We start from the raw sequence: 25,822 nt of genomic DNA on the forward strand, positions 1-25,822 counted from the left end.
GACATTGAATTGTTGAAAAATGAGAAAGGGGAAAGAGATCCCCTTCGCATTCTTCCTTATTGAGAGAGGATCTCGTTCCACTCAGCTTCAGCCTGTTTTACTGCTTCTTCTGGAGTCATTTTTCCGAGCATGGCAGCATGTAAAGCTTCATTGATTGATGTTTTCAGCTCTTCATAATTTTCCATAGGTGGCACTAATACTTCACTTTCCTTCAATTGCTCTGCAGACACGATTCTAGCTTCATCGATCGGGGTAGGATCCTCAGGAAGCTCGTTGAAATATGGATCCTCTAACGCACTTTCGATTGACGGGAGGATTGGGACGATCTTATCGAATTCAACCTGGTTTTCAGCATTGGTCATGAAAAGAGAGAACTTGACTGCTTCCTCTTGATGTTCACTTTGTATTGGTACGACGAGATTCATTGCCGCTGTATTCTTTTTGCCTGATGCTCCAGTGATCTGTGGGCCGGATTTAGTCGCTTTCAATATTTCAGGCGCATTCTCTTCAACTTTGTTCAGAAATTGAGGTCCAGAGGCTAATATTGCAAGCTGGCCAGCCTGATACATATCAATCGCCTTTCCGTGACCTTCTGTCAGAACTTCTCGAGGAATCAAGTCGTTTTGATATAGGTCGACGAAGAATTCGAACGCCTTGATTCCTTGTGGCGTATTGAAAGCCGCTTTTGTCATATCCTCATTCGTCAGGTCCACATCCATCATGACAAGGGTTTCAAGTAAGTGGCTGGCATCAAGTGGTGGGAAGAAAGCATACTTTCCTGTTTCTTCTTTAATGGTTTTAGCTGTATCTTTCAACTCTTCAAAGGTTTTAGGAGGTGAATCAGGATCAAGTCCCGCCTCTTTAAAAATGTCTGTGTTATACATCGTCACTTGTGAAGAGAGATACCAGGGAATGCCGAACGTTTTATCATTGAATGTGTTCGATTTCCATACCCCTTCGAAATACTTATTTTGTGTCTCTTCATCTACCATCTCGTCCATATTCACCAAGGCGTCCAATTCTGCTAGTTTAGAAGCGAATTGTGGGTTGAGGTTCGCGACATCAGGTGCGGTCTTGGAAGCGACTGCCGCTAATATTTTTTTCTCCATATCTGCCCACGGGACATCAACCCATTTTACTTTGATATCCGGATTTTCTTTTTCGAAGTCTGAGATGACTCCGTTGATGTAATCATCGAACGTAGGCGAAAGCTGCATAGTCCAGAACTCTAGTTCAACCTGTTCATCATTCGTCGTTTCAGCACTTTTACAACCTGATAAAAAAAGAGCTGTAACCATCAAAATGGACAAAAACAATGAAAACTTTTTCATAAAATCCCCCTCTTTACAATTCGTTTTGGGCGAAGTAGGTCAACGCCCTTTTCAGATCTTCTTTCCAAAAACGCCAAAGATGGCCTTCGTTTTCTTCAAAGTATGTAAGGCTGGTTTTTGCATAGCGGAAAGCATTGACCAGCTTTCGATTGTTCGTGGTGATGTCAAGTATCTTTCCACTGATTTGGGATTGAAAGCCATCTTCATGTTTTCCGTACACTTGATAAACGTACCAATTTTCTCTAGGAGTCTCTTCTACTTCCCCTATCATTGGTGTATCGATCGCGGTGGATTGGAGCAAAAGGTGCGTCCAGACGGATGGATGTTGAAGTGCAATCGCCAAACTGACAGTAGCGCCGAGGGAATCACCGAGCAGACCCATTTTCTTTATGTGTTTTCCTTGTTGGATAAAATGGTTTCGGATGAATGGAAGTAATTCTTGGTGGAAAAATTGGAGATATTGTTTGTGGTATTCACCTTCTGGATGGTAAAACTGATAACGTTCATGTGAGGTTCCTGGTGGAATAAGGATCATGGTAATGTTGCTGAACTGATTTTGATTTTGGTTGAGCAGATCCGTAAACTGTTCTTTCAGGTGCCCTAACTGTAAGTAATCCTCCCCGTCTTGCACGAACAACAGACTGCAATCATCCCCTTCCGTATTGAAGAGGTCCGAGGACAGAAAAGTCACTTTTTGTTCCCTATCCAGCACACTGCTGGGAAGTACAACTTCCTCTAAAGCAACCTCCATACAACCCCTCCCAAATTTTGTTACCAATATAATACCATGAATTTTCAGAAATATGAATAATTTCTCTAAAATTAAGTAAAAAGGCGGATATAATCTCCAAAACGGATGCGTTGTTTCTGGTGCCTGGTACACTTTGAAAAGCGTTGGGGGAGAAGAGATTTAAAACGGTGCCAGGCACCATCTGAGTAGCCTTGGGCGCAAGGGATTGGAGATGGTGCCTGGCACCGAGAATATTACGACAACTTTCGCGTTTGGTCAATCAAACATTTGTTTAAGGTGGTGAAAAGGTTATTGTGATGGGATTTGTAATTTCAATTAAACGCTTGTTTAAAGCACATAAAAAGGGACTAATCCCCCAACTTGTAGCTTCGGAGTTAGTCCTTTATAAAATTATTTACTTGTGGAGAATTTCGCTTCGTACAGTTGATAGCTTTCTTCCGCCGCATACAAAGGGACTGCTTTGTTTTCTTCCCAGCTTGGATCGAACTCTGAGATCGGCAGATGACGTGGACCTGGATAGTTTCCGATTTCCATAGTAAGACCCGGCCGATGATACTTGCTGATGAACCAGTCTGTCATTCCACCACCCGATGGGGGATCTTCAGCATACATCATCTGATACCCGGTAATATGACTGACTTTATTTGCAATCCTGTGATCACGGTCATATTGCGCACCTGTTTGTTTATAGTTCCAATAAATCACTTTTCCTGCACTGTGGTAAGGGACTGCGATTTCAGGCATGATCGATTTTGTGAAATTAACGATCGCCCTTACTTCAGACGAGGAATGTGGCGCTGCTCCTTTATGAAATGCCCAGCTTGGTTCGCTTCGAGCATCCTGAATATTCTTCCAATCCGCATCGTAATTTCGATTCAAGTCTACACCCTTTGCATTCGCTTTCCACCTTGTAAAATCGGTGCTGCCTTCATTCATCCGGATCAGGTCGTCATGTGCGCTTTCCGGGAAGGCATCCAGTCCACTCTGCTGGAGGGTGACGCCATCCGGGTTGACCATCGGTACAAACCACATTGTTGTTTTACCAAGTACTTCTTTTACATTGTATCCATCGATTATTCCATTTTCTTCGAAAGCCTGTGCATATTGGTCAATCATGTACATGTTAAGGTTCGTCGTTAACCATTCTCGCGCATGATGGGAGCCGTTTATAAATACTGAAGGCCCGCCAGGTCTAATCTTCCCAAGAGATACTGCATAGATATCACGGCCGTATTCACTCTTCCCAATCACTTTATACCTGATTAAATCGGGGTATTTCTCAGCTAGTGTCTTGATGTCCTGAACCATTTCAGGATACGTATAGGTTTGATGTGGATCCACCACATTTTCATGGGCACTTGTAGATGTCGGATATAGCAATACGCCACCTAGTAAAATAATTGAAAGAAACGTAAAGGTATGTTTTAAGCTATACTTCAAATTCATTATGCAAACCCTCCTATAATTATGTAAATATAGTAAATTTAGATAATATGGATGTAACCCATCCCTTCCTGAATCTAGCAATCTTACAAATAATCCCTTGCACCCTATTGTTTTTGTCGTTTAACCTACCGTACCTTCAACAGAAAAGTTACTATATCCTGCAAACTTTTCAGTGGCAAATGAATTTCAAACTATTAGACTACCTAGTAAGTAGTCCAACTTAGGCAGGTGCCTGGTACATTTTGAGAAGTGTTGGGGCACAAGGACTATAAAACGGTGCCAGGCACTTTTCTGAATCCCTTTGGGGAGAAGGGATTCAGAAAAGTGCCTGGCACAGAATGTCTACCAATCAAGCGTTTGTTTAAATAAGCTTTTTTCTAAAAGATTGTTGTATCATAAAATATAAATGGCGTACCCATAGATCATAAGGGTACGCCAAAGTTTTTAATTTTTTCTCGAGGGGTTTATTCCATTAAAGCCCCCGATTATTAAGGATATCATTATATCTAATCTCTTGCCCCCAGCACATCTGTATTTAGAGATTCGTACCCCATTTGTCTGGCCATCGCCATGATTTGTCCTTTATGATGATACTCGTGAGTGACTGTATGCATTAATAGTTTTCGAGGAGTCATAGAAATAGCTTCACTTGACTCTCTCCAAGGAATAGGTTGTACAATTGGCTCATCCCATTTTAGAGCGTATGACTCAAGAACTTCATTTACATAAGTATCTGCATTTCCAAAAAGTACCCTGATTTCCTCCATTCCTATTGCGGGCAGATTCTCTCTAGGTGTAATTGGCTTTTTTGTTTGTAATAAAACAAATGATCCTAACCAAGCATGATAACAATTCGCAACATGGACGAGTGTATCACGCACATTCTGCCAACCGAACACCATTTCACGTGTAAAATCATTTGGATCTATTTTACTGCAAAAATCAAGAAGCACCTCTCGATTCTCTTTGACCCATTCGTATTCTTTATGATTCATAAGATCACCTTTCTAATTGTATGGATAAACATATACCATAAATACTTTTCTTGAACTAAGCTATCTTTTACTTCAGTAACAAAGTGAATTTTTCATTCTTAAAGAAAGGCCCCTTATTTTTGAATAAACAATTAGCTTATAATAGCTGGTACAGTTGAACAAAAAAAGAACTATCTTATATATCCTCCATTATTTAAATCAAATGTTGCCCCTGTGTAATGCTTAGATTTATCTGATAATAAGAAGATAACTGTATCAGCAACATCTTTAGGCATTACAGGTGTATCGATGAGTTGGTGATTTAAATACTCTTCTTTTCTCCAATCAGGTATTGTACCCATCATCGCAGTATTAACCATCGTAGGCGCAACAGCATTAACGCGGATGTAAGGTGAGAAATTCATTGCATTACTCTTAGTTAAACCAAGAATGGCAGCTTTTGATATCCCATAAATTGCATCTGAACTGCCTTCTATACCTGACATTGAAGACATATTCACGACCACTCCCTTACGTTGGTTTTGGAGTAATTTCCTCCCGAACATTTGTGAGAAATAAACACATCCCTTAACGTTTATATCAAGGACTTTATCAATTTCGTCTACTTTATAATCAAGTATATTCTTTGCCAAATAAATCCCTGCATTATTTACTAAACTATCAACATCAGAATGTTCTGCTTCAACATATTTAAAAAAATTGGCAACCTCTTCATACTTACTTACATCTAACTGATATGTATGCAGAACATACTGGTCATCTATTGACCTTTTTAACTCATGTAAGGAGGATTCATTAATATCACATGCAATTACTGAAGCTCCTTCAAGTAAACATTGTTTAACAATTTCTTTTCCAATTCCAGAAGCCGCACCCGTTATTATTACTTTTCTATTTTTAAGCACTAATAAAATCCTCTCACTTTTTTTCCTGTCTCATTTTATTGGGTCACTCTAATCGAATAGAGGTTTTTTCTTTTTTATAATCTTTAATAAACATTGACCATCATATTAATATGTATAGAATCCCAAAAATCACATAAATAGTCCAAAGAGAATCCCTTTTAAAACAATAAAAAGCATTTTAAAAAATGACTATATTTCACAACATAGAATTTATTCAGATATCCATTCATATAGAATATCAGGTAAATTCTCTTCATTTTCATGTCCTCTGCCAATGATTTTAAATCCATGCTTTTCATAAAATCGTTGTGCGTTCTTATTTATTTCAAATGTGTATAGTGATAATCTCCCACTTGATTGTACTTTTGCTTTATTTAGTAATGTTTTACCAATACCGATCCCTTGATAATCTATGTGAATATATAATTGGTTTATTTCACTTTCATTATAGGCAATCATTCCAACTACCCTTTCATTAATTAACGATAACTCTATCTGATACTGTTTAGCTAAAATATGATTTAAAAAATGGACGTGATCTTCAAAACTGTGAATTTCCTTCTGACCAATGGCTAGTTCCTTACTTACCCTCCACATTGACACCGTTTGTTCTGCGTACTTAGGATTATACTGAGTAATTATGACTTTGTGCTTGTTCACTACAAAATCCTCCTCAAGTCTTTCATCAATTGCTAAATATAACTCTTAAATTCAATAAAAAAGAGCACTTTCCTTCTTAAGGAAAAGTCCCCTTATCTGGAATTACATTATTTATTTGCTTCATCCATGTTCCTTCTGTGATTTAGATCTATAACAATTTCACCAACCCCCATCGCAATAAATCCATTTAGTAATCCAAACATAGGAGTAGTCAAATCTCCAACGCTATTTGAAAAAGGTATTAAAATAAATTGATAAATACTAAATAAAACAAAAGCCATTCCTAACAAAAATAAAGCGCGACCAACAAACATTCTTTTCTCCTTCCTGGAAATATTGTTATTCAGAATCTCTTTATACGGTTATTCAATTAAAGTGCCCAATAGATACTATTAAATATAAAGAGGCGTAACCCTTCTTAGAATCAACGCACCTTTTTCTGGAATAAGCGGATCTCTATAAAAAGCTAAGTTCTGGTAATTAGTTCAACTATTTAATGTCTACTACTATATCGCCCGGCAATCCGTCTATGGTTACCAGCATGATTAGGTTGTCAGATTTCTTCGGTACTTCATAAGTAAGACGAACACTTATTTTTCCTTTTCCAACCACTTGATTTCCTTTCCAATTCTCTTTTTCCACTACCTCCCAATCGATCGTATTGTATTTCTTTCCTTTAGAATCAATCAACTGATAAGTGTATGGCTTCAGTAACCAATTCGTCTCGGTAAAGCTTGTAAAAGTAAATGGGATAGACAGTTTTGTTTTTCCATCATTTAGTCCAGACTTTACTGTCCCAACATCAACCGTAAAATCTTTTACATCTATAACATCATTTTTCATAACAAATTGGTCATCAGAATTCATTCTTTTGAAAGCTGATTCGTAATAAGAAGAAAAATCATTATCTTTGTTATCTTTATCTCTCGGCTTTTCTTTTGAGGAAGAAGTTTTATATACATCAATAGCCTTTCCCTCAGTACCTTGTACTGCAGTGTTTGGATTTGCACTGTTTTTTATTTCTGGAATCACTGATCCAAGTAACAAAATAATTCCTACAAATAAACAAGCCCCTCCAAAAGCAAATACATATTTAAATTGTTTTTCAGATTTCTTAGAATTGGAGTATCCACCGCTTAATCCCTGATATGGCTGTATCTTAACGGCTTTAATCGATGGGATGATCGCACCGAGTAACCCTGCACTGATTGGAATGAGAATCGTTACGATTAAAACGATTAATTCATTAATCGGATTCTGCCCATATACCTTGATGATGGCCAATAATGCTATGCCAAAACCAATTACTCCGGCAATCAGTCCATTTACACCACCTTCAAACAAAATGGTGCTTCTTACAGTAGCATCCCTCCAGCCCAATGCTTTAAGTACTGCATATTCAGGTTGTCTTTCCGCAACATTTTGCCAGATGATTTCAAGTGTAGTTAAAATGGCAATCGCCATTGCTATGCCCATTGCTAGATAATGCATCGTTCCAATTTCCAACGCGACATATTGCCCCAACCACGTCGCATACATTACACCTTTCAAGCGAAAAGTAACAAAGATGAAAAAGATGAGCATCGCAGATGGGAGCGCAATAGAAAATATAGACAGAAGGCTCCTTTTCCATTTTGTCATCATATAGTTCATGCTAATCGCAATAGCTGTTTGGGATTTAAAATATCTTTTCCCATTAGAAATTTCTCCAGCTTTCATACTTTCATAAGGTTTGATTTTACGTACTAGAATAGCTGGAACAAGCGTACCAAACCAATAAATGAGTAGACCGAAAACGCCAATCAATATTATACGACCTGTGGATGTTTCAATGTCATTTAAAAGATAAATATAGCCCAGTATCAACCAACTGATAACCGATACGATACTTCCTAATATGGTTGACTCGGCAAATAATAACTTGGACAATTGGTTGGGTCTCCATCCTAGAGACAATAAAACAGCGTACTCTTTCTTGCGAACATACATCATGATCAAATTAGATGAAAAAACATAAACAATCGCTACAAGAATAACGGTTATAATAAAGGATGAGGCTCCAACCTTCGTTTCTTTAAAGATGGAAATGGAAGATCCGAGTTTGATCCAGGGCTGTTCAACCCACCCGAGATTCGTTTTACCTTCAATTCCTGGCACATGGGTCAAAGCTGGCTGTGGTGAGGACCCCAAGGTAATGTCCGCTAAAAGCCCTGTTTCCTTTTCAATTTCGTCAGCCACTTCTTTTAAGATTTTTTCGCTTTCTTTGTTTAATTCATTTACACCATTTACTTTGATACGAATTGAAGCAATTGGTTGATCTCCAAGTACTTTTTCGGCTGCCTCAAGTGTTGTTAACATGGTAGGTGGCTTTGTTAAAAATCCATAAGGGTTATTGATAGGCTTCATCGTTTTGGGCGGGTTTACAGGTGTCTCATCTCCATCCATTACCAGCTTTGCTTTAGCTGGAAAATACGTTTCCATTGGAAGCTCTGTCAATGGATCTTTTGATAGGTTTAACTCTGCTGGATCGAAGACCCCAATTGGTTCTGTTTTTAATCTTAACCAATCGTTAAATCCTTCACCAAAGGGTTTAACTTGACGATAAGCCTGATTTACTTTTAAGAAAGAATCTTCTGGAAGCGTATAGGGTGTAATTTCATAAGAGAAAGGCCATCTATCTTGAAAAGGGCTTTTTATGGGGCGATATTCAACAGGAGACGGTTTCAAAGCCACTAAATTAAATCGATTTTCATTGGAGTCATGAGATTCCATTATATTGGTAATAATCTTTTCCAGAGCTTGATCGGTAGTAAAAGACCTCTTTTCAATAACTATTCCGTTTTGTTTTTGTAAATATGCTTCTCCGCCATTCTTCTTAATACTTTCCATTGTTTTGCCTTGTTCATTTAATTCAAATGGAAAATCCAACCTTTCAATCTCATACGTAATCTCACTGTCCACATACTCCTTATTACTTATCAACACCGGAATGGAAGTTTCTTTTATCGTATCTAGAACAGTATATTCATGCGGAATATCTTCTTTAGTAAAATAATGGCTATTTCCATTTGTAATAACTGCATTATCAAGACCAACGAGTCTTGCTTCAGCTTCTGGATCAATGCCAGCTAATAATAAATAACTACCGTAGTTGAGATTACCATCGAATTCTCCGACACCATATTCTTTCCCTAACCCTGCTGGTTTCCACTTACCCTCTGTGAAGTAAAAAGTTCCTTCATCTTTATCTAGAAAAGCACCATTGTTATTTTTTTCGGAAACTTTTAATCGGTAAACCCCAGGTTCCTTAAGATCAACATGGTCCAATTGAACATCATTCAATGTGAATCCAATCATTGCGATTGGTGCAGCTATTTCAACGGAATCCATTTTCTTGATCGTTTCATACTGTTCCATCGAAATTCCGCCTGCTAGTCCGCTTAAATAGTTTGGTTCCAACAAATTTAATTCCTCAGTTACGCTGCGGCTTCCTTGTGGTCTGACTACGATATCATAAGAAGATTTCCACCTTTTTTGAAGTTCATCAACAATTGTCCCATTATTAGCTTGTGTAATTCCTACCAAATAACTGAGTCCGATACTTAAGATTAAAATACCAACGAGAACAAGGATGAATTTCTCTTTGTTTCTCCACCATGAGTTCCATATAAATCTAAGCATAGTGTTCACACCTACGCTCCGAAATAATTTGTCCATCCTTCATTTCAATTTGGATATCCGTTCGTTCTGCAAGTACAGGATCATGCGTAACAATAATGACTCCACACCCATTTTCTTGATTTAATCTTTGAAGTAATTGAAAGATTGTTTCTCCAGTTTCCGTATCCAGATTGCCTGTAGGTTCGTCAGCGAGAAGCCAACTCGGCTCGTGAACAAGTGCTCTAGCAATTGCTACACGTTGTTGCTGTCCTCCCGATAGTTGGGAAGGAAGAGCGTTACATTTGTCTTTTAATCCCATCTGTTCTAGAAGAGATTCAGCTTTTTCTTTTTTGTTGTATGGAACTTTTCTTGCCATAAGAGGAGACATCACATTTTCTAAAGCCGTTAGTGTTGGGAGGAGATGAAATTGTTGAAAAATAAAACCGATGTGCTCGAAACGAAAATCAGCTAGTTCTTTGCTTTTTAATTGACTTATTTTTTGATTACCATACGTGATTTCTCCTTTACTCGGCACATCCAAGGTACCCAATAAACTGAGTAAAGTAGACTTACCAGATCCAGATGGTCCAATTATGGAGACAAAATCGCCAGAATTCAGTGATAAGTTTATGTTTGTCAGAGCATTTGTTTCAATACCGTCCCCAGTGAATATCCTACTCACATCTTTGCAAACTATATTTTCCATCCTAACCCCCCTAATATCCGAAACAAAAAAACAAATTAGTAAAAATATTCCACTTCTCTATGTAAGACGATGTCAAAATTAATTCGTTTTATAAATAGGATTCATTTTCTAAAAATTAAGCTTAAAAAAAGACGTGCATTCAGAAATGCACGTCTTTTTTTGTGAAGTGAGTTATTCAATTAAACTGCCCAATTTTTGCAGTAAGTGAAAGGGTGATCACCTTATGCAGTAATCGCCACCGTTTCTTGAATACTCTTAAAAATAATAACAACCCTTAAATTCATCCAAGACTATGCTCTTCAAGTAATTCAATATTCCTCTTATTATTAGAGTATTCCCGTATAAGTGGTCCGATTTTAGCGTAAAGTTCAACTTTTTCTAGGTCTGATAAGGGAAGCCACATTACGCCGGTTTGGTTAGGATCTGGTTTCTCAGGGAGTTTTGCAATCCCATCTTTAATAGTGCATTCAAACATCATCACTAATGTATGAATAGGTCCGAATTTATTTGAATTAAGATGTGGTGCATACTCATAGACAAAAGCTAAGGGACCGACTTCGATATTAATACACGCTTCTTCTTTTGCTTCTCTTTTTAATGCTTCAATTATGGATTCATCTGGTTCAGCTCCACCAGCAGGCAAATCATAAACTAATCCTCGCATTGGATCATTGTATTCGGTTAATAAAATCTCTTGATCCTCTAAAATGATGGCACCTACTCGTACTCTCATATGATAGGACATTGCATTCAATTCCCTTCATTACTTTTCTTTGTTCTACATTTCCCCCTTTTTTTAAGTAACTCGATTGTTACTTATGGGCTTCCAACGTGTTGAATGTATATTCGTCCAAATTCAATGATAATTAAGTAAGGTACTCCAAAAATCACAATGAGGCTAAGAGATATTTTTTTATAAACTCCACTTTTACTTAAAAGTGCAATAACAAAGGATATTAATAATCCACTTATTGTTACTAATCTAAGTATTAGAACATTAGGGATACCATTAACCCAATAATTAACAAAAAATCCAATAACGAAACATAAGATGATCATTGTAATTAGTCCAAAATGCTTTTTCATCTAACATCCCCCTTAGTAGAATTAGACTCTTCCCTTATTGCTTCCGATTACGGAATAATCGATAGTTATAAAGAACAGTAATGATTGACTATTTCCATAAGACGTTCAGATTTTTCTGATGATACATTTTCAGACAATCTTGCCCCTGCTATGATTGGTGCCCATTGGAAAACTTCATCTTTTGACAAACCACTTTTTTCACAATAAAGTCGCAAGTACATATCGGCTAGTTCTGTTGAAAACTGAGAATACAACAGATACGTACGATAAATGTCGGCACGTTTATCCCCTGCACTGGAATCAACCCAATCTATAATTGTTACATTGTTATCTGACATAATCAAGTTAAACAAATGATAATCCCCATGACAGAGCCTTTTCTCAAATGTCATCGTCTCCAATTTTTGTATTAACGCAGACTTATGTCTTTTATCCAAATTATGGACTGATTTAATTTGACGTCTTAATTTTTCAGTCATGGGTTCAAGAGAATCAGTGACAATCATATGGATTTTTTGTTGTATATCGATGGAAATATCCATGTAATATTCTGCTTGTTCCATGTTTTCGGATATGATTTCACCTAATGTTCTTCCCTTAATATATTCCATTATTATAGCTTGTTTCCCATCTATTTTGGTGACATCCAATACTTTAGGAACATCAAGTCCACACAAAGAAGCATATGTTTGTTTATTTGCTTCGTATGAAGATTCGGTATTCGGCAAATAATTATTAAACACTTTAAAAATCTTGTTTTCGTAAAGATAGATTTTTGCTGTATTTCCTATTGCTATCGGTGTGCCTAAATTCATTGGTACTTTCTCCTTAAATTTTTTCTGTACAACAGAATTTATTCAATTATTCCACCTATGTTAAAAAGTTTTTCTACTTCCTTTTCAACAATGCTGCCCAATTCTTAAGTATGTATGGATCAAGACCAGTTGTGAAAGATGCCGTCTTCGAACTTAGGTTTCAAGACATTTCTCAAAGCTTGTTGGACAATGCGGTCTTCGACCGTGGGTATACCTAGAGGTCGTTCCCCTTCCGTTCAGCCATTGTTTGACCAATCGCTTACTTCTGTACTATGAGAACGTCTGACTTCTCTACCCACATGAGTCATTTCGGATTACCCTTATAACGCATGCAGGAGTATTGACGGGATGGTTTCGGGAAACATGGTTCCATCATTCCCATCCTCCGTTGTAAAGTTGAAGTCTAATCTGTTAAACTTCCTGTATTTTCACGTAGTAATGCGCTTATAACAGAACTTGTCGCACGCCCCCTTTAACGGAATAAACAACGCAATTCAATACTGTGAGGATAAAAAGCAAAGTATTTATTACATTAAATAAACGGTTAACTTCCGATAAATTAGTGTGATTTCAAAGTTCTTCAGTAGCAAAATAAATCTAAAGATTCAGAATATACATTGCCCATTTACTCTATATAAACTAAAATACAAAGGACTTGGTTAATCGCTCAGATTCTAAGGAGGTTCATATTTATGATTTTATTTTTATAGTGTTTCTTCTCTCATAATTGATACTATTGGTAAAATAAGATAAGTGAGGGAAAGAAAAATGAATACAAATAATAATTCACGTGAACTTCTAGAAAAAGCTATTGCATTACGTGAAGACGGGCGTGCAAAACAAGATATGACAATTTTAAAAGAAGCACGTAATCTTCTTCTAAATATGTCTGAAAATGATCCTGAAAACGCAGAAATAAATTATCAAATTGGGATTGCCTATGATAATTCCGGATTAAGTAACAAAGCAATTCCTTATTATGTTAAAGCAATTGAGCAGGGTCTATCCGGTTCAGATCTACAAAGATGTTTACTGGGCCTTGGTAGCACTTACCGGCTTTTGGGACACTATAAAGAAGCTGTTGAAACTCTCCACCGTGGTGTGACAGAATTTCCTGAACATCGAGGTTTACAAGTCTTTTATTCTATGGCTCTGTATAATACAGGGGAATATAAAAAGGCGATGGAAATCGTTTTAATGAATTTAATGGAAACAACAAATGATGAAACACTTCAATACTTTAAGCGTGGTATTTCTTACTATGCCCAGCACCTTGATGAAACTTGGAATTAATAAAGTAGAAATTTAAATGACAAGTAAAATCCATATGATTCGCAGTGGAGCCCTATAACAGCTCCACTGCGTTATTTAATTATGACTGTTTTAATAACCCCTGCTAATTTTTCAAAGTAACAATATTATATAGACTTGCTCCGTTAGTCCAATAGACATTATTCAATTTAAATGGCCCGTTTGTGGATTAATTTTAGGAACCTCTTATTCCAGATAACTACCCGTTTGCTGAATAAGAAAATTATGTATATTCTAATTTTAACATAAATTGTAAGGTTTCTTGGGGAAAAATGGAATCTGCATTTTCTTAGATTTGCTACTGTGAATTCGTTAAGATTTTGGCAAGCTGAAATAAGCATTTGTTCTATCCGATTTTCAAATGCCATTTTCTTTCCTAATTCCAGCCATCTAAACCAATATAGGTAATGATCAAGATACTTTGTACAACCCCCTGGAACCGTTCCATCCAACTTTTTAACGGTTATGGAAGTTGTTAACGTGTTGAACGTGATATAGCACGTCCTGTACCAGCTTTCCGAGCAATACCATTACCATTTTCTTAGCTACAGCATCAGCTATTTTTTGATTGGAAATTCCTTGCTTACTATCCTTTTCGCCCCGCTTTTTTGTCTTAATGGACACAAGCCAATCCATTGCTAAAACGAGCTTCACGGATATTATTCAGTAGTTTGGTTATTTAATCTGGTTTATCTGGAAACAAATCTTGTTTCATAGCATTAATTAATACCAACTGCTCTGCTTTACTTAAATCACTGATTTCTTCATATACATATTTCCACACTCTATTTTCGCCTCCTGAAACCTGATTATAGCAAGCTACTTATAGGATATATCTTTTATTTCGAAACTTAAAATTTGTGGGACGTGCCCTCAATATCACTAAGCCATTTTATTGAACTGGCTAGATTTTCAGGGTTTTTCACAAATCGTAACCATTACAATTTACAAACCGTAATCATTACGATAAAATGTTTACCGAAACCAAATAAAAGGGGGAGTGAAATTGTTTAAAAAATTTGTAGGCGTACTTAGTTTATTTACTGTCATTTTTACGTTAGCTGCGTGTGGAGGAGAAGCAACAAACAGTAGTGAAAGTAAAAAAGAATCACAAGGATCTAATGAAGAGTTAAAGATTTTTACAACGGTTTATCCTCTTCAGTTTTTTGCTGAACAAATCGCAGGGGATCAAGCTTCTGTGGAATCTATTCTGCCACCGGGATCAGATTCGCATACTTATGAACCAACCACAAAAAAAATGCTGGAAATCGCTGAATCCGATGCCTTTATTTATAATGGAGCAGGTTTAGAATCCTATGCAAACAAAATCTCCGAATCTATTCAATCTGAAGATGTCAAGATACTAGAAGCATCAAAAGGAATTAACCTGGAAGAGCATGCACATAACCATGAAGGAGATGAAGGCAGCCACGAGGACGAACATGCTGGACATAATCATGGGGATCAAGATCCGCACGTTTGGCTGGACCCTATTCGTTCTATTCAGTTGGCGGAGCATATAAAAGATTTATTAGTTGAATTAAAACCTGAGCAAGAAGAAGTATTTAACCGAAACTTTGAAGAGTTGAAAGGAAAGCTTGAAAACCTAGACCAAGAGTTCCATACAGAGCTTGAAAGTTTACCAGAGAATAAAATTATTGTATCTCATGCAGCTTATGGCTATTGGGAGAAATCCTATGGAATCGAGCAAATCGCAGTGTCTGGCTTGAGCCCTTCTAACGAGCCTTCACAAAAAGAGGTACAAAAGATTATTAAGACTGCTGACAAGTACGGTTTAAATTATGTGTTTTTTGAACAAAATGTAACTCCTAAAGTGGCGGACTTAGTTAGAAAAGAAATCGATGCAGAGGCTTTACGCATACACAATTTATCCGTATTAACAGAAGAAGATATAAAGAATGATGAGGACTACTTTACACTCATGCAGCACAACTTAGAGGAACTAAAAAAAGCTTTATCTGAACCCTCATCAAAGGGATCTTCTGAGACAAAAGAGCAGGGTGAACACGATCACGACCATAGTCATGCACATGATGAAGAAACAGAAAAAATTTATGAAGGGTATTTTGAAGACAGTCAAGTGAAGGATCGATCTCTTTCCGATTGGGAAGGAGACTGGCAGTCTGTATACCCATATCTTCAAGATGGTACGCTTAACGAGGTATTTGCGTATAAAGCAGAACACGAAGGTGACATGACAGCTGAAGAATATAAGGATTATTATAATGAAGGGTACAAAACAGATGTCGGGCGTATTATGATACAAGAGGATACTGTAACGTTCTTCAAAAATGGAGAAGAATATTCTGGGGAGTATATCTACGATGGGTACGAAATCCTAACATATGATGCGGGAAATAGAGGGGTAAGATACGTATTTAAACTAGAAGAAGAAGCTGAAGGACTTCCTCGATATATTCAGTTTAGTGATCATAGTATCTATCCAACTGATTCTGATCACTATCACCTGTATTGGGGTGACGACCGTGAAGCTTTATTGGATGAAGTTACCAACTGGCCTACTTACTACCCATCAGAAATGGATGGCCATGACATTGCTCATGAAATGATGAAGCATTAAATTCGGAGTTGCAAAGATTATTACTTTAACAAGTATGATTTAAAAGGCGTACTTATCGAATTTGAGTACGCCTGTTTATTATTATATATAAATCACTTCAGCGAGTAGTTCTTAATGGGATTTAATGTAACGCGTTATCTCTTAGGGTGTAAATTATAGGAATTTTAGATTATTGGTTAATTGACACCGATATGAGTCATGTTCATGGCGCAGGTGACCGTCGTGAACATAATCAATATGATCATCGAATGAGAAAAGTAAAGAACTACCTTCTGAAACTGCCGCATTTTTCAACGGAAGAATACGGCTTTACACCGTCAAAAGTAAACAACTTTATTTTAAATTAACATTTTTTACCATATGTTTTCTTTTTTCTTTATTTCTCTTTTCTCTAAATTCCAATATAAGTATGTAAAACTTAAAACTATTGGAGAACCTATTAATAATTCAGCCATTAAAGATAAATTAAATCGATCTATACAATACCCAACTAGAACTCCGGTAACTGCTCTAAAATTCCATACTTCCATAAGAACTTCCTCGGGTACTTTAATTTCATTTTATTTCTCTCCCTATATACCAATAATAATTTTTTAGATTATACCATAATCTTTACACTTTTCTTCTATCCTAAATTTGTTGATGGCTGGCTGCTATTTGATAAAGGAGGATAAGAAAACATTTATTCAAGAGCTTTTTTATTGCTGAATTGATTATCTTAATTCATTTTGTTTTACCTAGTTTAGTAATATTTTTTTGGTGAGTGAGTGCCTGGTACAGAATGGGTGCGACAAATTACGCGAAAGGCCAATCAAATGTTTGTTTAAAGGGCTGAAATAGTAGATGTGAAGGGATTTTCGATTTCAATCAAATGATTAATTGAAAGTGTACCTGGCACCGTTTGAAAACCCTTGAGCTGTATGGGTTGGATTTTGGTGCCTGGCACGGTAGGGCTACGACATGTTTTGCGTTTGCTCAATCAAATGTTTGATTAAGGCGGTATAATAATTGGGGAATAAGCGTTTTTATTTTTAAACAAATGTTTGGTTGAACAATAAAAGCCTTCTTGAACAACGGTTGTTCAAGAAGGCTTTTTTATCATCTTGGGAGTTTGAAGAATTCGGTGTTTTCACTGTAGTTTCCGGCTAGTCTGCCGAGTGGTTGGAGTTTTTCCAGGTTGACTTTGTAGTCTTCTAAATAGTATTCGTCCTTGATGTGATAGTGGATCATTTCACCAAGGATGAGGTGGTCTGATCCAAGTGGTATGATTTTATGGAGCTTGCATTCCATTTGGATCGGGGCTTCCGCTACTCGTTTCGGTTTGACGACTGCACTGTCTACCGGTGTAAGCCCAGCCTCCTCGAATTCGTCTGCCTCTCTTGGCAGGTTCTCTGAGCTTTTCTGCATTTGATTCCCTAATGAGGCAGGGACCACATTGATGACATACTCTTGCTGAGAGCGGATATTCACTAACGTATCTTTTTCCGTACCCGCTCGTTCACCGACACCCGGTCCGATTGAAATGGCCAGAATCGGCGGCTGCCTTGATGCAACGGTAAAGAAGCTGAACGGAGCTAAATTCAATTTCCCTTCCTCTGAAATAGTCGAAACCCATGCGATCGGCCTCGGTACAACTGACCCTGACAGTAATTTATAAACCTCTTTCGTCCTTAGTTGCGATGGATCAAATTCCATTTCGTATATTCCCTCCTCTATCCATCTATCATGATCCTCTTAGTCTACTTTTCCGGACTTGATAGGACAATATAGAAAGCAACACTATAACCATACCCATGATTGCCGTAATCGAAAGCCATCCTGCTGTGTAATGTCCGTTCTGGTCGACCATCAAACCAAAGATCGGCGGGACAAAAATAACACCCATCGAGCCTAGCGTTATGCTATACCCACTCGATAAACCAGTTTGTTCTTTCGGCACCAATTCAGACGCGATATTCATCCAAATCCCGTTGAATCCCGAAACACAAAACCCGAACAAAATGATGACCAGAACCAATGCTAAGAACGGCGTACCTTCTGGAAGAAAGGCAACAATTGTACTTGCTATAGCTGCTAAAATGGCGATGATCATGAGGATAATCAATCTTCTCCCATTGAATAACTTGTCACTGATGATGCCCCAGCCGATCCTCCCTAACGAACCGCTCACTTCAGAAATGACAAGCAGGATGCCGGATAAAAACAGGCTGATTCCCATTTTTTCATAGGCGAATAAGACGATGTACGTATTCAAGCACATTTGGGATCCATTCAACCCCATAGCACTCAAACTGACCAGCAGTAATGGTTTGTTTTTCGCCATTTCAGCCAGTGCTCTAATAAAGAAAGAAATCCCTTCTTTTTTCCGTGGCTTCAGGCTTCCCATCGGATCCCTATAAAAAGCGAACGCGACAAAACCGGTGATGATCAAACCGACACACGCGGTCAACAGAACGGGTCTCCAGCCAAAGGTAGCTGAAAGGGGCAGCAGCAAAAAACCAGCGAGCGCTGATCCGAAGGTGATGCCCATCTGTTTGATCCCCATCGCGGTCCCTCTCTGGGTCTGGGAAAACCAGTAAATGATCCCTCTATTTGAAGTAGGATGCATCGCTCCATAGCCGAGTCCGCCGATCAATACCAAAAGCAGCACAAAAATGAAGTTCGTAAGCATCGTCATTATGAGAAAACTGACACCTAAACAAAGCGAAAGCATCAAAAGCAGCCTTCTCGAGCCGATGAAGTCTGCCATGAAACCCACTGGAATGGATGCAATCGCTTGGCCGATAAAAAGTGCTGAGGGCAACAAACCGATTTCTGCTTTTGAAAGCGATAAGTCCTCTCCAATCAATATCCCTAATGGACCAAGGCTTCTCCCAACGAAGGCAACCATCAACTGAGCAATGAGGAGCCACAGCAACATCCGCCATGGCTCTACAAAAAAACCTCGCTGTTCTGTTTTAAGCTCAACCGTGTTCACATCGAATCATCTCTTTTTTCTAATCTATTAACGTGAATAAAATACTAGTTAATCAACCTTTTCAAATTAAGATCAAAAAATTGACGAATTAGAAACAAGAAGTTCAAGGCACGACAGTTTCGAGGACCGGAGCGTACATTTATACGTGAGGACCGGAGAAACCGAGTAACACAGAAATTCGCCGTTTATTATTTGGTGATTTTTTGATTACAACTAAGCCTCTATTTTTAAAGAAGTCATCTCATCCGCCCGTCCCTCCTGCTTAGCGGAAACAGGTACGAGGACTGATCCGCCGACTGCAACAACAAAGTTCACTAACAGTCCGATGACTCCACCATGGATTCCGTATACTGTGCTGTGTCCAGTGAGCGTCATCACTCCTGCAATGACGGCGCCTAACAGCATTCCCAAGAATACAGGCCTTGCAGATAGCTTCTTCCAATACAGCCCTAAAATGAACGCTGGGAAAACTTGTACGAGTAATTCAAATTTTAACACGAAAATCTGATAAAGTGTTCCTGGAGGATTCCAAGCAATCCAGATCAACAGAATGACTGCAATCACTCCGACGATTTTCCCGACCAGGACTTTGCGATACTCAGAGGCCTTCGGATTGATGAAGTTACCGTATATATCGTTCGAAATCATTGACGAAAAACTTAGCAATACAGAGTCGGCTGTAGAAACAATCGCCGCCACGATCCCACCGAAAAACAGGATCATCACCCAGTAATAGAATGAATTGATCGAAGCGATTTCGTTCGCCATCATCCCGACCAATTGTTCGGAATTTGCTTCATTCAAACCAGGAAACATCGAAATTCCGATGATCCCGATGACGAAGACCAATCCAGTTGTTACCGGAGGCATCCAAGCCATACGTGCAAAGGATTTTTTCAAGGTCTTTTCACTTTCAGCTGAATAGATCCGTTGGACAGCATGCGGATAAATCGCCGCGCCACAACCTACAAGCAGCAAGATGCTGAACCAGTTGATCGAGGTTTCCATCGCTGGTACCCCGACCTTAGCCGGTTCTGAATCCATGATGAAGGTCGTGACGTTCGTAAGGTTCCCGCCGACTAAATAAAGGGCCCCTCCAAGGAAAACAAGGATTCCGACCATCAATACGAGACCTTGCATGACGTCTGTAAACGCGACGGCCTTCATTCCGCCCATCCACTCATAAGCCAACATGACAAGAATGAACGCGATAACAGCGACCTGATAAGGGATGGTTCCGCCAGTCATTCCTGCGACAGCTTGTCCGATGGCAACGAGCTGTTCCAGCAAATAGTTTCCAAGACCCCATAACATGAGGAACACGCCTAGTAATGTCACGGCTTTTGAGTTGAAACGATACTTGAGCCAGTCCGTCGGGGTGATGAATTTGTTGCGTTTTGAAATGACGTATAACCTCGGTGCAAACAATAGGTAGACACCGATGATGATCGTCATGAATGAGACGGATTGGATCCAGGAGAATCCGCTTCGATATGCTGTCGGTGCATATCCTACAATCGTATTCCCGCTATATTGTGTTGCATACAAGGTGAAGAATAAGGCGATGAAGCCCAGGTTTTTACCAGCGAGAAAGTACCCTGACATCGAGTGGTGAATTTTTTTATCCCCCCGCCCTGACAAATAACCGATCAGGAGCATGACTAATGCGTAAAAGACAAGGATGATGACGCCGTCTATACCTGAGAATGCCAGATTCACTTTTCATCCACCTTCCTTTTCTCTTCTTCTTCAAAGTCCTCGACGATGTTCCATTCATGTGTACACAACCAGCTCAGATACCCGCACAGGACCAATGAAAAGACCCCCGAGAGGAATGCCCAAAATGGAAAGCCTAGAATAATCGGCTCGACTGCTTTATCAGGATAGTACCAGGGTACGATGACTAGAATGATCAGGACCAGCCCGATCCAAATCCATTTTTTCTTGATCGGTTCTTTCATCTTTTCCACGTGTTACGACCTCCCTAAATGATAGAATTTTGTGAAATACGGCACCTACTTCATCAGACCTTGTAAAAGTTGTGATTTCTAATATGACCTAATTTTGAAGGACGTTTCGAATTCAAGGTCGTCGGTTACCATCTGCCCCTCTTAATCGACAGTGAAGCGGCAGCCAGGATTTTGCTTTGTTTTGCTGAAGAGCGTCTTAATTTCTTCTTCTGGTAAAACGACGTTCCCATATTTTCTCGTACAAGGTTTTCCCCATTCATTCCCTCCTTTTTAGATGATGTTGGCTGCCTTCAATTCTTTGAAATCTTTTTCGGTGAATCCTAAGAGTTTGCTATAGACTTCCTCGTTGTGTTTTCCTTGTTTTTCAGGGCCAGGGTGATTGACTTTACCGGGTGTCCGGCTTAATTTCGGTACGATCCCCGGCATCGGAAATTCACCAAGCTGGGGGTGATCGACTTTCAAGATCATTTCACGTTCTTGATAGTGCGGGTCTTCAACAATTTCTTTTGCGGTATAAATCATTCCCGACGGCACGCCCTTTTCTTCGAGCTTTTGAAGTGAATCTTTAGCTGGCAGGGATTTCGTCCATTCCTCGATTAACAGGTCAAGCTCCTTCATGTTCCGGCCCCTCGCGTGATGGGTCGAAAATCGTTCATCGTCCGCAAGTTCTGGTCGGTCCATCGCTTCACAAAGCCTTCTGAACACACCGTCTGCGTTCGCCCCGATCACGATATACGTCTCATCTTTTGTAAAATAGATGTTTGATGGCGCTACGCCGGGAAGGATATTCCCCATCCGCTCCCGAACATAACCCGCAAGCAGGTAATCCGGAATCAAGCTCTCCATGACGGAAAAGACGGATTCATATAGGGCTGTGTCGACGACTTGCCCTTTTCCTGATTGCTCCCTTTCATGAAGAGCGACGAGACAGCCGATCGTCGCAAATAATGCGGCAAGCGTATCACCTATCGAGATGCCGATCCTTGTCGGGGCGCGATCCGGAAAACCGGTGATGTTACGCAATCCGCCCATCGCTTCGCCTACACTACCGAAGCCTGCCCGATGCTTATAAGGTCCTGTTTGACCAAATCCAGACGTCCGCATCATGATCAGTTTTGGATTGATTTCAGAAAGGGTTTCATAGGACAAGTTCCATTTTTCCATCGTTCCTGGACGGAAGTTTTCGATAATGATATCTGAGTCCTTCACCATTTCTTTTAAAAGTTGTTGTCCTTTTTCCTCCCGCAGGTTCAAGGTGATCGATTTTTTGTTTCTGGACTGGATCGGCCACCAAAGCCCGACTCCATCTTTCTCATTGCCCCAATTTCTCATCGGGTCTTCTTTGTCCGGGGGTTCGATTTTGATGACTTCTGCACCGAAATCTGCGAACAGTCTGCCGGAAAATGGTCCTGCTAAAAGGGTACCTAGTTCCAGGACCCTTACCCCCTCAAGAGGCAAACGTTCAATGTTTTCGCTCATATTTGAAGCCTCCTTACATAGCGGTTATCTAAAGATTCTGAATGTTGCATACAATACTAGCAACTTGTATACAAAAAATCAATGTTATTTTGTAAACGCTTTATATTCGGGTGTTTTTTACTAAATAAATGGTATTTATTAGGTTTTTAACAGTGGTTTTCGCTTTGTTTTTTGAATTTATTGAAAATTACATTTCGTTTGTATACAATAAAAGCGAGGTGTTGTTATGGATGTATACAACTATATAAAAGACGCTATCGTACTAGGAAAATACGGGCCAGGGATGAGGTTGACAGAAGAGCATCTCGCCAAAGAGCTGAAGATGAGCCGTACACCGATCCGTGAAGCGATCAAAAAATTACAAGCAGACGGGTTGATCGTCCCACTGAAGCGCGGCGTGAGTGTCCGTAGTTTTACAAAAGAGGATATCCGTCAAATCTATGACCTCAGGACCTTGCTTGAAGGATACGCTGCGTCACAGGCAGCCACCCACCGGACGAATGAAGACCTTGAAAAAATGGCGGAAGCGAACAAATCATACGAGCAAGCTATCAATGAATGTGTACAATCAGATATCCATAGCGTCAAAAAAGTCGTCGAAGTGAACCAACAGTTTCATGAGGCAGTCGTTATGGCGTCGGGAAACCAGCATATCCACTTCCATATTTCAAAGGTCGTTGTCGTACCCTTGATCTTCCGGTCGTTCTATTGGTATGACCGTGGTATGTTGGAACGGTCTCTTGAAGTTCATCGGATCATTTTAAAAGCAATTGAGAATCAAGAATCGGAACGGGCACGTATCGCGATGCATGAACATATTTACGAAGGCCGTGACCATGTTTTGACCCATTTGGAAGACATAAGGAACCACCATTTGATTAAGGAGGATGTCCATTGATCGAGATCTGTGAAGTCGGCCCCAGAGATGGTATCCAGAATGAAGCGAAGTTTGTCCCTACAGAAACGAAGGTGGCGTTGATCGAAAAGCTGATTGACTCAGGCATTCGGTATATCGAGGCAGTCTCGTTCGTCAATCCGAAAGTCGTCCCGCAAATGGCTGATGCAGAAGCGTTGTTGACGAAGTTGCCAGTTCGGGATGATATCAAATATGCCGGTCTTATTTTAAGCCGGTCTGGTTTGGAGAGGGCTCTGAAGACGGATATAGGTCATTTGCATGTCGCCACGACGACAAGTGACTCATTTAACCTGAAAAACGTAAAGAGGACTGTGGCTGATGCAACCGAGGAATTGACCAAGGTTGCTGCAGATGGCGTATCGGATGACAGAAAAGTAATCGGTGTACTAGGTACAGCTTTTGGCTGCCCTTTTGAAGGTGAAGTACCTGTCGAGCGTGTATTGAAGGTTGCAGAAAGTTTTTTGAAGGCTGGAAGCAGGGGGATTACCCTTGCCGATACGACAGGGATGGCCAACCCGAACCAGGTATCGGAGGTGGTCGGTTCTTTCAGGAAGGCGTTCGGTGAAGATCTGGATCTCAGTTTACATTTCCATAATACACGCGGGCTCGGACTTGCCAATGTCCTTGCAGGTTATCAAGCAGGTGTGAAGCGATTCGATTCCTCGATCGCTGGACTTGGCGGATGCCCATTCGCACCAAAAGCTGTCGGCAATGTATGTACAGAAGATATGGTCAATATGTTCCATGGCATGGGAGATGCGACCGGCACAGATCTGGAGCAACTCGTCGAAACCGCCAAATGGATGGAACAGAACATGGGCCGCTCACTCGACGGCATGCTCATGAAAGCAGGAATAGCGTAAGTTTAAACCATTTGATGAGAATGTTAATTTAATAGACAAATGAAGCAATAATAGGAAATTGCCAGGCTCCGAAAGTTAGTTTCGGTGCCTGGCACTTTTTACGAACGTAGAAATACCAAGGGGTTTGAAAGTGTACCTGGCACAGATCGTAAAATCGTATACGATCAAGTTAATTGTATACGATCTTATGTCTTTTTATTAAACTATTAAAACCTTGCAAAAGGCGTTTATACGCTAAAAATCCTTTATAAACACATTCCACTTTTAATTTTTAGATAAATTTTAATATTGCAAAATAAAAACAAATCGTATACAATCTTAGTAAATTAATAAGCGAAGGAGAGAATGCTACATGAAAATTTGTAAGCGCTTTAGCGTCTTGATCATTTTTACCTTTCTGATTATTTTTTCTGCAGCTTGTTCATCAACTAGTTCCTCCCAAGGGGAAGCTGATTATCCAACCAAGGAAATCAAGTTGATCGTCCATACGAGTGCGGGCGGTCCTACAGACACGATGGCTCGTAAATTAGCTGAACAAGCGGAACCTATCTTAGGGCAAAAAATCGTCATCGAAAATAAACCGGGTGGAAGTGGTGCGACCCAAATGGCAGCCCTGAAAGCAGGTGATAGTGATGGCTATACTTTAGCAACGATAACTCCATCCCATGTCGGGGGTTGGAATAGCAACTTAAAAGGACAATACAGTCCCGATGACTTTGCATTCGTTTCTCGTGTTCAATTGGATCCTTATATCATTGCAGTAAATGCAGAGAGTGAATTTGAGACATTGGAAGACTTGGTGACATATATGAAAGACCATCCTGGTGAATTGAAAGTCGGTGGTTATGGATCTGTCGGTTCAGGACATAACATCGCCTGGAACATCTTCGCAGATGCCGCAGGAGTAGATGCTGTCTGGACAAATTATGAAAGTACGACAGATGCTGTAACCGCTTTACTAGGAAACCATGTAGATATTGCTAATTCCAATCCGGAAATTGTGAAGCAATATGTTGATTCAGGCAAATTGAGAGTATTGGGAGTACTTAGTGATAAGAGACTTGAATCAATGCCTGATGTCCCTACTTATGAGGAAGGTGGCGTCGACGTTTCAACAAAAGATTGGGCACAATTTAGAGGTATTTATACGAATGCAGATGTTCCTGAAGATGTTTTAGATAAGTTGAGTTCCGCTTTTTCAAAAGCAATGGAAACTCAAGAATTCAAACAGTATATGCAAGATGCCATGATGGAGCCAGGAGATATGGACCATGATGAGTTCACCGAATTCATCAATCAGCAAATGAAAGTCAACGATGAATGGTTGACTAAACTAGGAATCAACTAAT

At 39.4% G+C, this 25,822-nt stretch carries 23 protein-coding genes and 1 pseudogene; 5 read left to right on the top strand and 19 right to left on the bottom strand.

The window, feature by feature from the left end; all coding sequences use genetic code 11:
• Positions 1-56: 56 nt before the first annotated feature.
• From L1611_RS17790 to L1611_RS17845, 12 genes are all read right to left on the bottom strand, one after another.
• Entirely contained in the window at positions 57-1,331 is a 1,275-nt protein-coding gene (locus L1611_RS17790) for an ABC transporter substrate-binding protein (RefSeq protein WP_236315063.1), read from the bottom strand.
• Between the two features lie 13 nt (positions 1,332-1,344).
• Positions 1,345-2,082, bottom strand: a complete 738-nt coding sequence (locus L1611_RS17795) for an alpha/beta hydrolase-fold protein (RefSeq protein ID WP_236315064.1) — start codon at positions 2,080-2,082, stop codon at positions 1,345-1,347.
• Positions 2,083-2,472: 390 nt separating this feature from the next.
• Positions 2,473-3,528 (bottom strand): M14 family metallopeptidase, encoded by a 1,056-nt coding sequence (locus tag L1611_RS17800; RefSeq protein ID WP_236315065.1) that lies wholly within the window; start codon positions 3,526-3,528, stop codon positions 2,473-2,475.
• 506 nt (positions 3,529-4,034) lie between these two features.
• On the bottom strand, positions 4,035-4,523 hold the full coding sequence (locus L1611_RS17805) for a DinB family protein (protein WP_236315066.1): 489 nt from the start codon (positions 4,521-4,523) through the stop codon (positions 4,035-4,037).
• A 170-nt stretch (positions 4,524-4,693) separates the two neighbouring features.
• Positions 4,694-5,428, bottom strand: a complete 735-nt coding sequence (locus L1611_RS17810) for an SDR family NAD(P)-dependent oxidoreductase (RefSeq protein ID WP_236315067.1) — start codon at positions 5,426-5,428, stop codon at positions 4,694-4,696.
• 210 nt (positions 5,429-5,638) lie between these two features.
• A complete protein-coding gene (locus L1611_RS17815; protein WP_236315068.1) occupies positions 5,639-6,088 on the bottom strand; it encodes a GNAT family N-acetyltransferase in 450 nt (149 codons plus the stop codon).
• A 107-nt stretch (positions 6,089-6,195) separates the two neighbouring features.
• On the bottom strand, positions 6,196-6,402 hold the full coding sequence (locus L1611_RS17820) for a hypothetical protein (RefSeq protein ID WP_236315069.1): 207 nt from the start codon (positions 6,400-6,402) through the stop codon (positions 6,196-6,198).
• 175 nt (positions 6,403-6,577) lie between these two features.
• Positions 6,578-9,505, bottom strand: a complete 2,928-nt coding sequence (locus tag L1611_RS17825; protein WP_236315070.1) for an ABC transporter permease — start codon at positions 9,503-9,505, stop codon at positions 6,578-6,580.
• A 256-nt stretch (positions 9,506-9,761) separates the two neighbouring features.
• Positions 9,762-10,454 (bottom strand): ABC transporter ATP-binding protein, encoded by a 693-nt coding sequence (locus L1611_RS17830; RefSeq protein ID WP_236315071.1) that lies wholly within the window; start codon positions 10,452-10,454, stop codon positions 9,762-9,764.
• 280 nt (positions 10,455-10,734) lie between these two features.
• Positions 10,735-11,199: an NUDIX domain-containing protein gene (locus L1611_RS17835; RefSeq protein WP_236315072.1), complete on the bottom strand. Its 465-nt coding sequence runs from the start codon at positions 11,197-11,199 to the stop codon at positions 10,735-10,737.
• 71 nt (positions 11,200-11,270) lie between these two features.
• On the bottom strand, positions 11,271-11,540 hold the full coding sequence (locus L1611_RS17840) for a hypothetical protein (protein ID WP_236315073.1): 270 nt from the start codon (positions 11,538-11,540) through the stop codon (positions 11,271-11,273).
• 65 nt (positions 11,541-11,605) lie between these two features.
• Entirely contained in the window at positions 11,606-12,355 is a 750-nt protein-coding gene (locus L1611_RS17845) for a phosphotransferase family protein (protein ID WP_236315074.1), read from the bottom strand.
• Positions 12,356-13,123: 768 nt separating this feature from the next.
• On the opposite strand from L1611_RS17845, the gene L1611_RS17850 reads away from it, so the two are divergent.
• Positions 13,124-13,648: a tetratricopeptide repeat protein gene (locus L1611_RS17850; RefSeq protein ID WP_236315075.1), complete on the top strand. Its 525-nt coding sequence runs from the start codon at positions 13,124-13,126 to the stop codon at positions 13,646-13,648.
• A 299-nt stretch (positions 13,649-13,947) separates the two neighbouring features.
• Here L1611_RS17850 and L1611_RS17855 read toward each other — a convergent pair.
• Positions 13,948-14,450 (bottom strand): annotated as a pseudogene (locus tag L1611_RS17855) (hypothetical protein); the annotation flags it as partial.
• Between the two features lie 222 nt (positions 14,451-14,672).
• On the opposite strand from L1611_RS17855, the gene L1611_RS17860 reads away from it, so the two are divergent.
• Positions 14,673-16,268: a metal ABC transporter solute-binding protein, Zn/Mn family gene (locus L1611_RS17860; protein WP_236315076.1), complete on the top strand. Its 1,596-nt coding sequence runs from the start codon at positions 14,673-14,675 to the stop codon at positions 16,266-16,268.
• A 353-nt stretch (positions 16,269-16,621) separates the two neighbouring features.
• On the opposite strand, the gene L1611_RS17865 is transcribed toward L1611_RS17860, so the two are convergent.
• The 6 genes from L1611_RS17865 to L1611_RS17890 form a co-directional block, all read right to left on the bottom strand.
• Positions 16,622-16,798: a hypothetical protein gene (locus L1611_RS17865; RefSeq protein ID WP_236315077.1), complete on the bottom strand. Its 177-nt coding sequence runs from the start codon at positions 16,796-16,798 to the stop codon at positions 16,622-16,624.
• 568 nt (positions 16,799-17,366) lie between these two features.
• Complete coding sequence (locus tag L1611_RS17870) at positions 17,367-17,963, bottom strand: flavin reductase family protein (protein ID WP_236315078.1); 597 nt, start codon at positions 17,961-17,963, stop codon at positions 17,367-17,369.
• A 28-nt stretch (positions 17,964-17,991) separates the two neighbouring features.
• Positions 17,992-19,245, bottom strand: a complete 1,254-nt coding sequence (locus L1611_RS17875; protein ID WP_236315079.1) for an MFS transporter — start codon at positions 19,243-19,245, stop codon at positions 17,992-17,994.
• 213 nt (positions 19,246-19,458) lie between these two features.
• Positions 19,459-20,904 carry a sodium:solute symporter family protein gene (locus L1611_RS17880; protein ID WP_265738509.1) on the bottom strand — a complete coding sequence of 482 codons (1,446 nt, stop codon included), beginning with the start codon at positions 20,902-20,904 and terminating at the stop codon, positions 19,459-19,461.
• 56 nt (positions 20,905-20,960) lie between these two features.
• Complete coding sequence (locus L1611_RS17885) at positions 20,961-21,206, bottom strand: hypothetical protein (protein WP_236315139.1); 246 nt, start codon at positions 21,204-21,206, stop codon at positions 20,961-20,963.
• 279 nt (positions 21,207-21,485) lie between these two features.
• Positions 21,486-22,694, bottom strand: coding sequence for a CaiB/BaiF CoA transferase family protein (locus tag L1611_RS17890; protein ID WP_236315081.1), 1,209 nt, complete (start codon positions 22,692-22,694; stop codon positions 21,486-21,488).
• Positions 22,695-22,920: 226 nt separating this feature from the next.
• Between L1611_RS17890 and L1611_RS17895 the strand changes: the two genes are divergently transcribed.
• The 3 genes from L1611_RS17895 to L1611_RS17905 all read left to right on the top strand — a co-directional run bounded on the left by L1611_RS17895 (position 22,921) and on the right by L1611_RS17905 (position 25,821).
• Complete coding sequence (locus tag L1611_RS17895) at positions 22,921-23,592, top strand: GntR family transcriptional regulator (protein WP_236315082.1); 672 nt, start codon at positions 22,921-22,923, stop codon at positions 23,590-23,592.
• The gene (locus L1611_RS17900; protein WP_236315083.1) at positions 23,589-24,473 is read left to right on the top strand and encodes a hydroxymethylglutaryl-CoA lyase; all 885 of its coding nucleotides are present in this window, start codon (positions 23,589-23,591) and stop codon (positions 24,471-24,473) included. Before L1611_RS17895 ends, L1611_RS17900 begins: the two co-directional genes overlap by 4 nt.
• Positions 24,474-24,825: 352 nt before the next feature.
• Complete coding sequence (locus L1611_RS17905; RefSeq protein ID WP_236315084.1) at positions 24,826-25,821, top strand: Bug family tripartite tricarboxylate transporter substrate binding protein; 996 nt, start codon at positions 24,826-24,828, stop codon at positions 25,819-25,821.
• Position 25,822: the final 1 nt, after the last annotated feature.

Origin of the sequence: Pseudalkalibacillus salsuginis (assembly GCF_021646685.1) — a bacterium.
In the GTDB taxonomy this organism is placed as follows: domain Bacteria; phylum Bacillota; class Bacilli; order Bacillales; family Fictibacillaceae; genus Pseudalkalibacillus; species Pseudalkalibacillus salsuginis.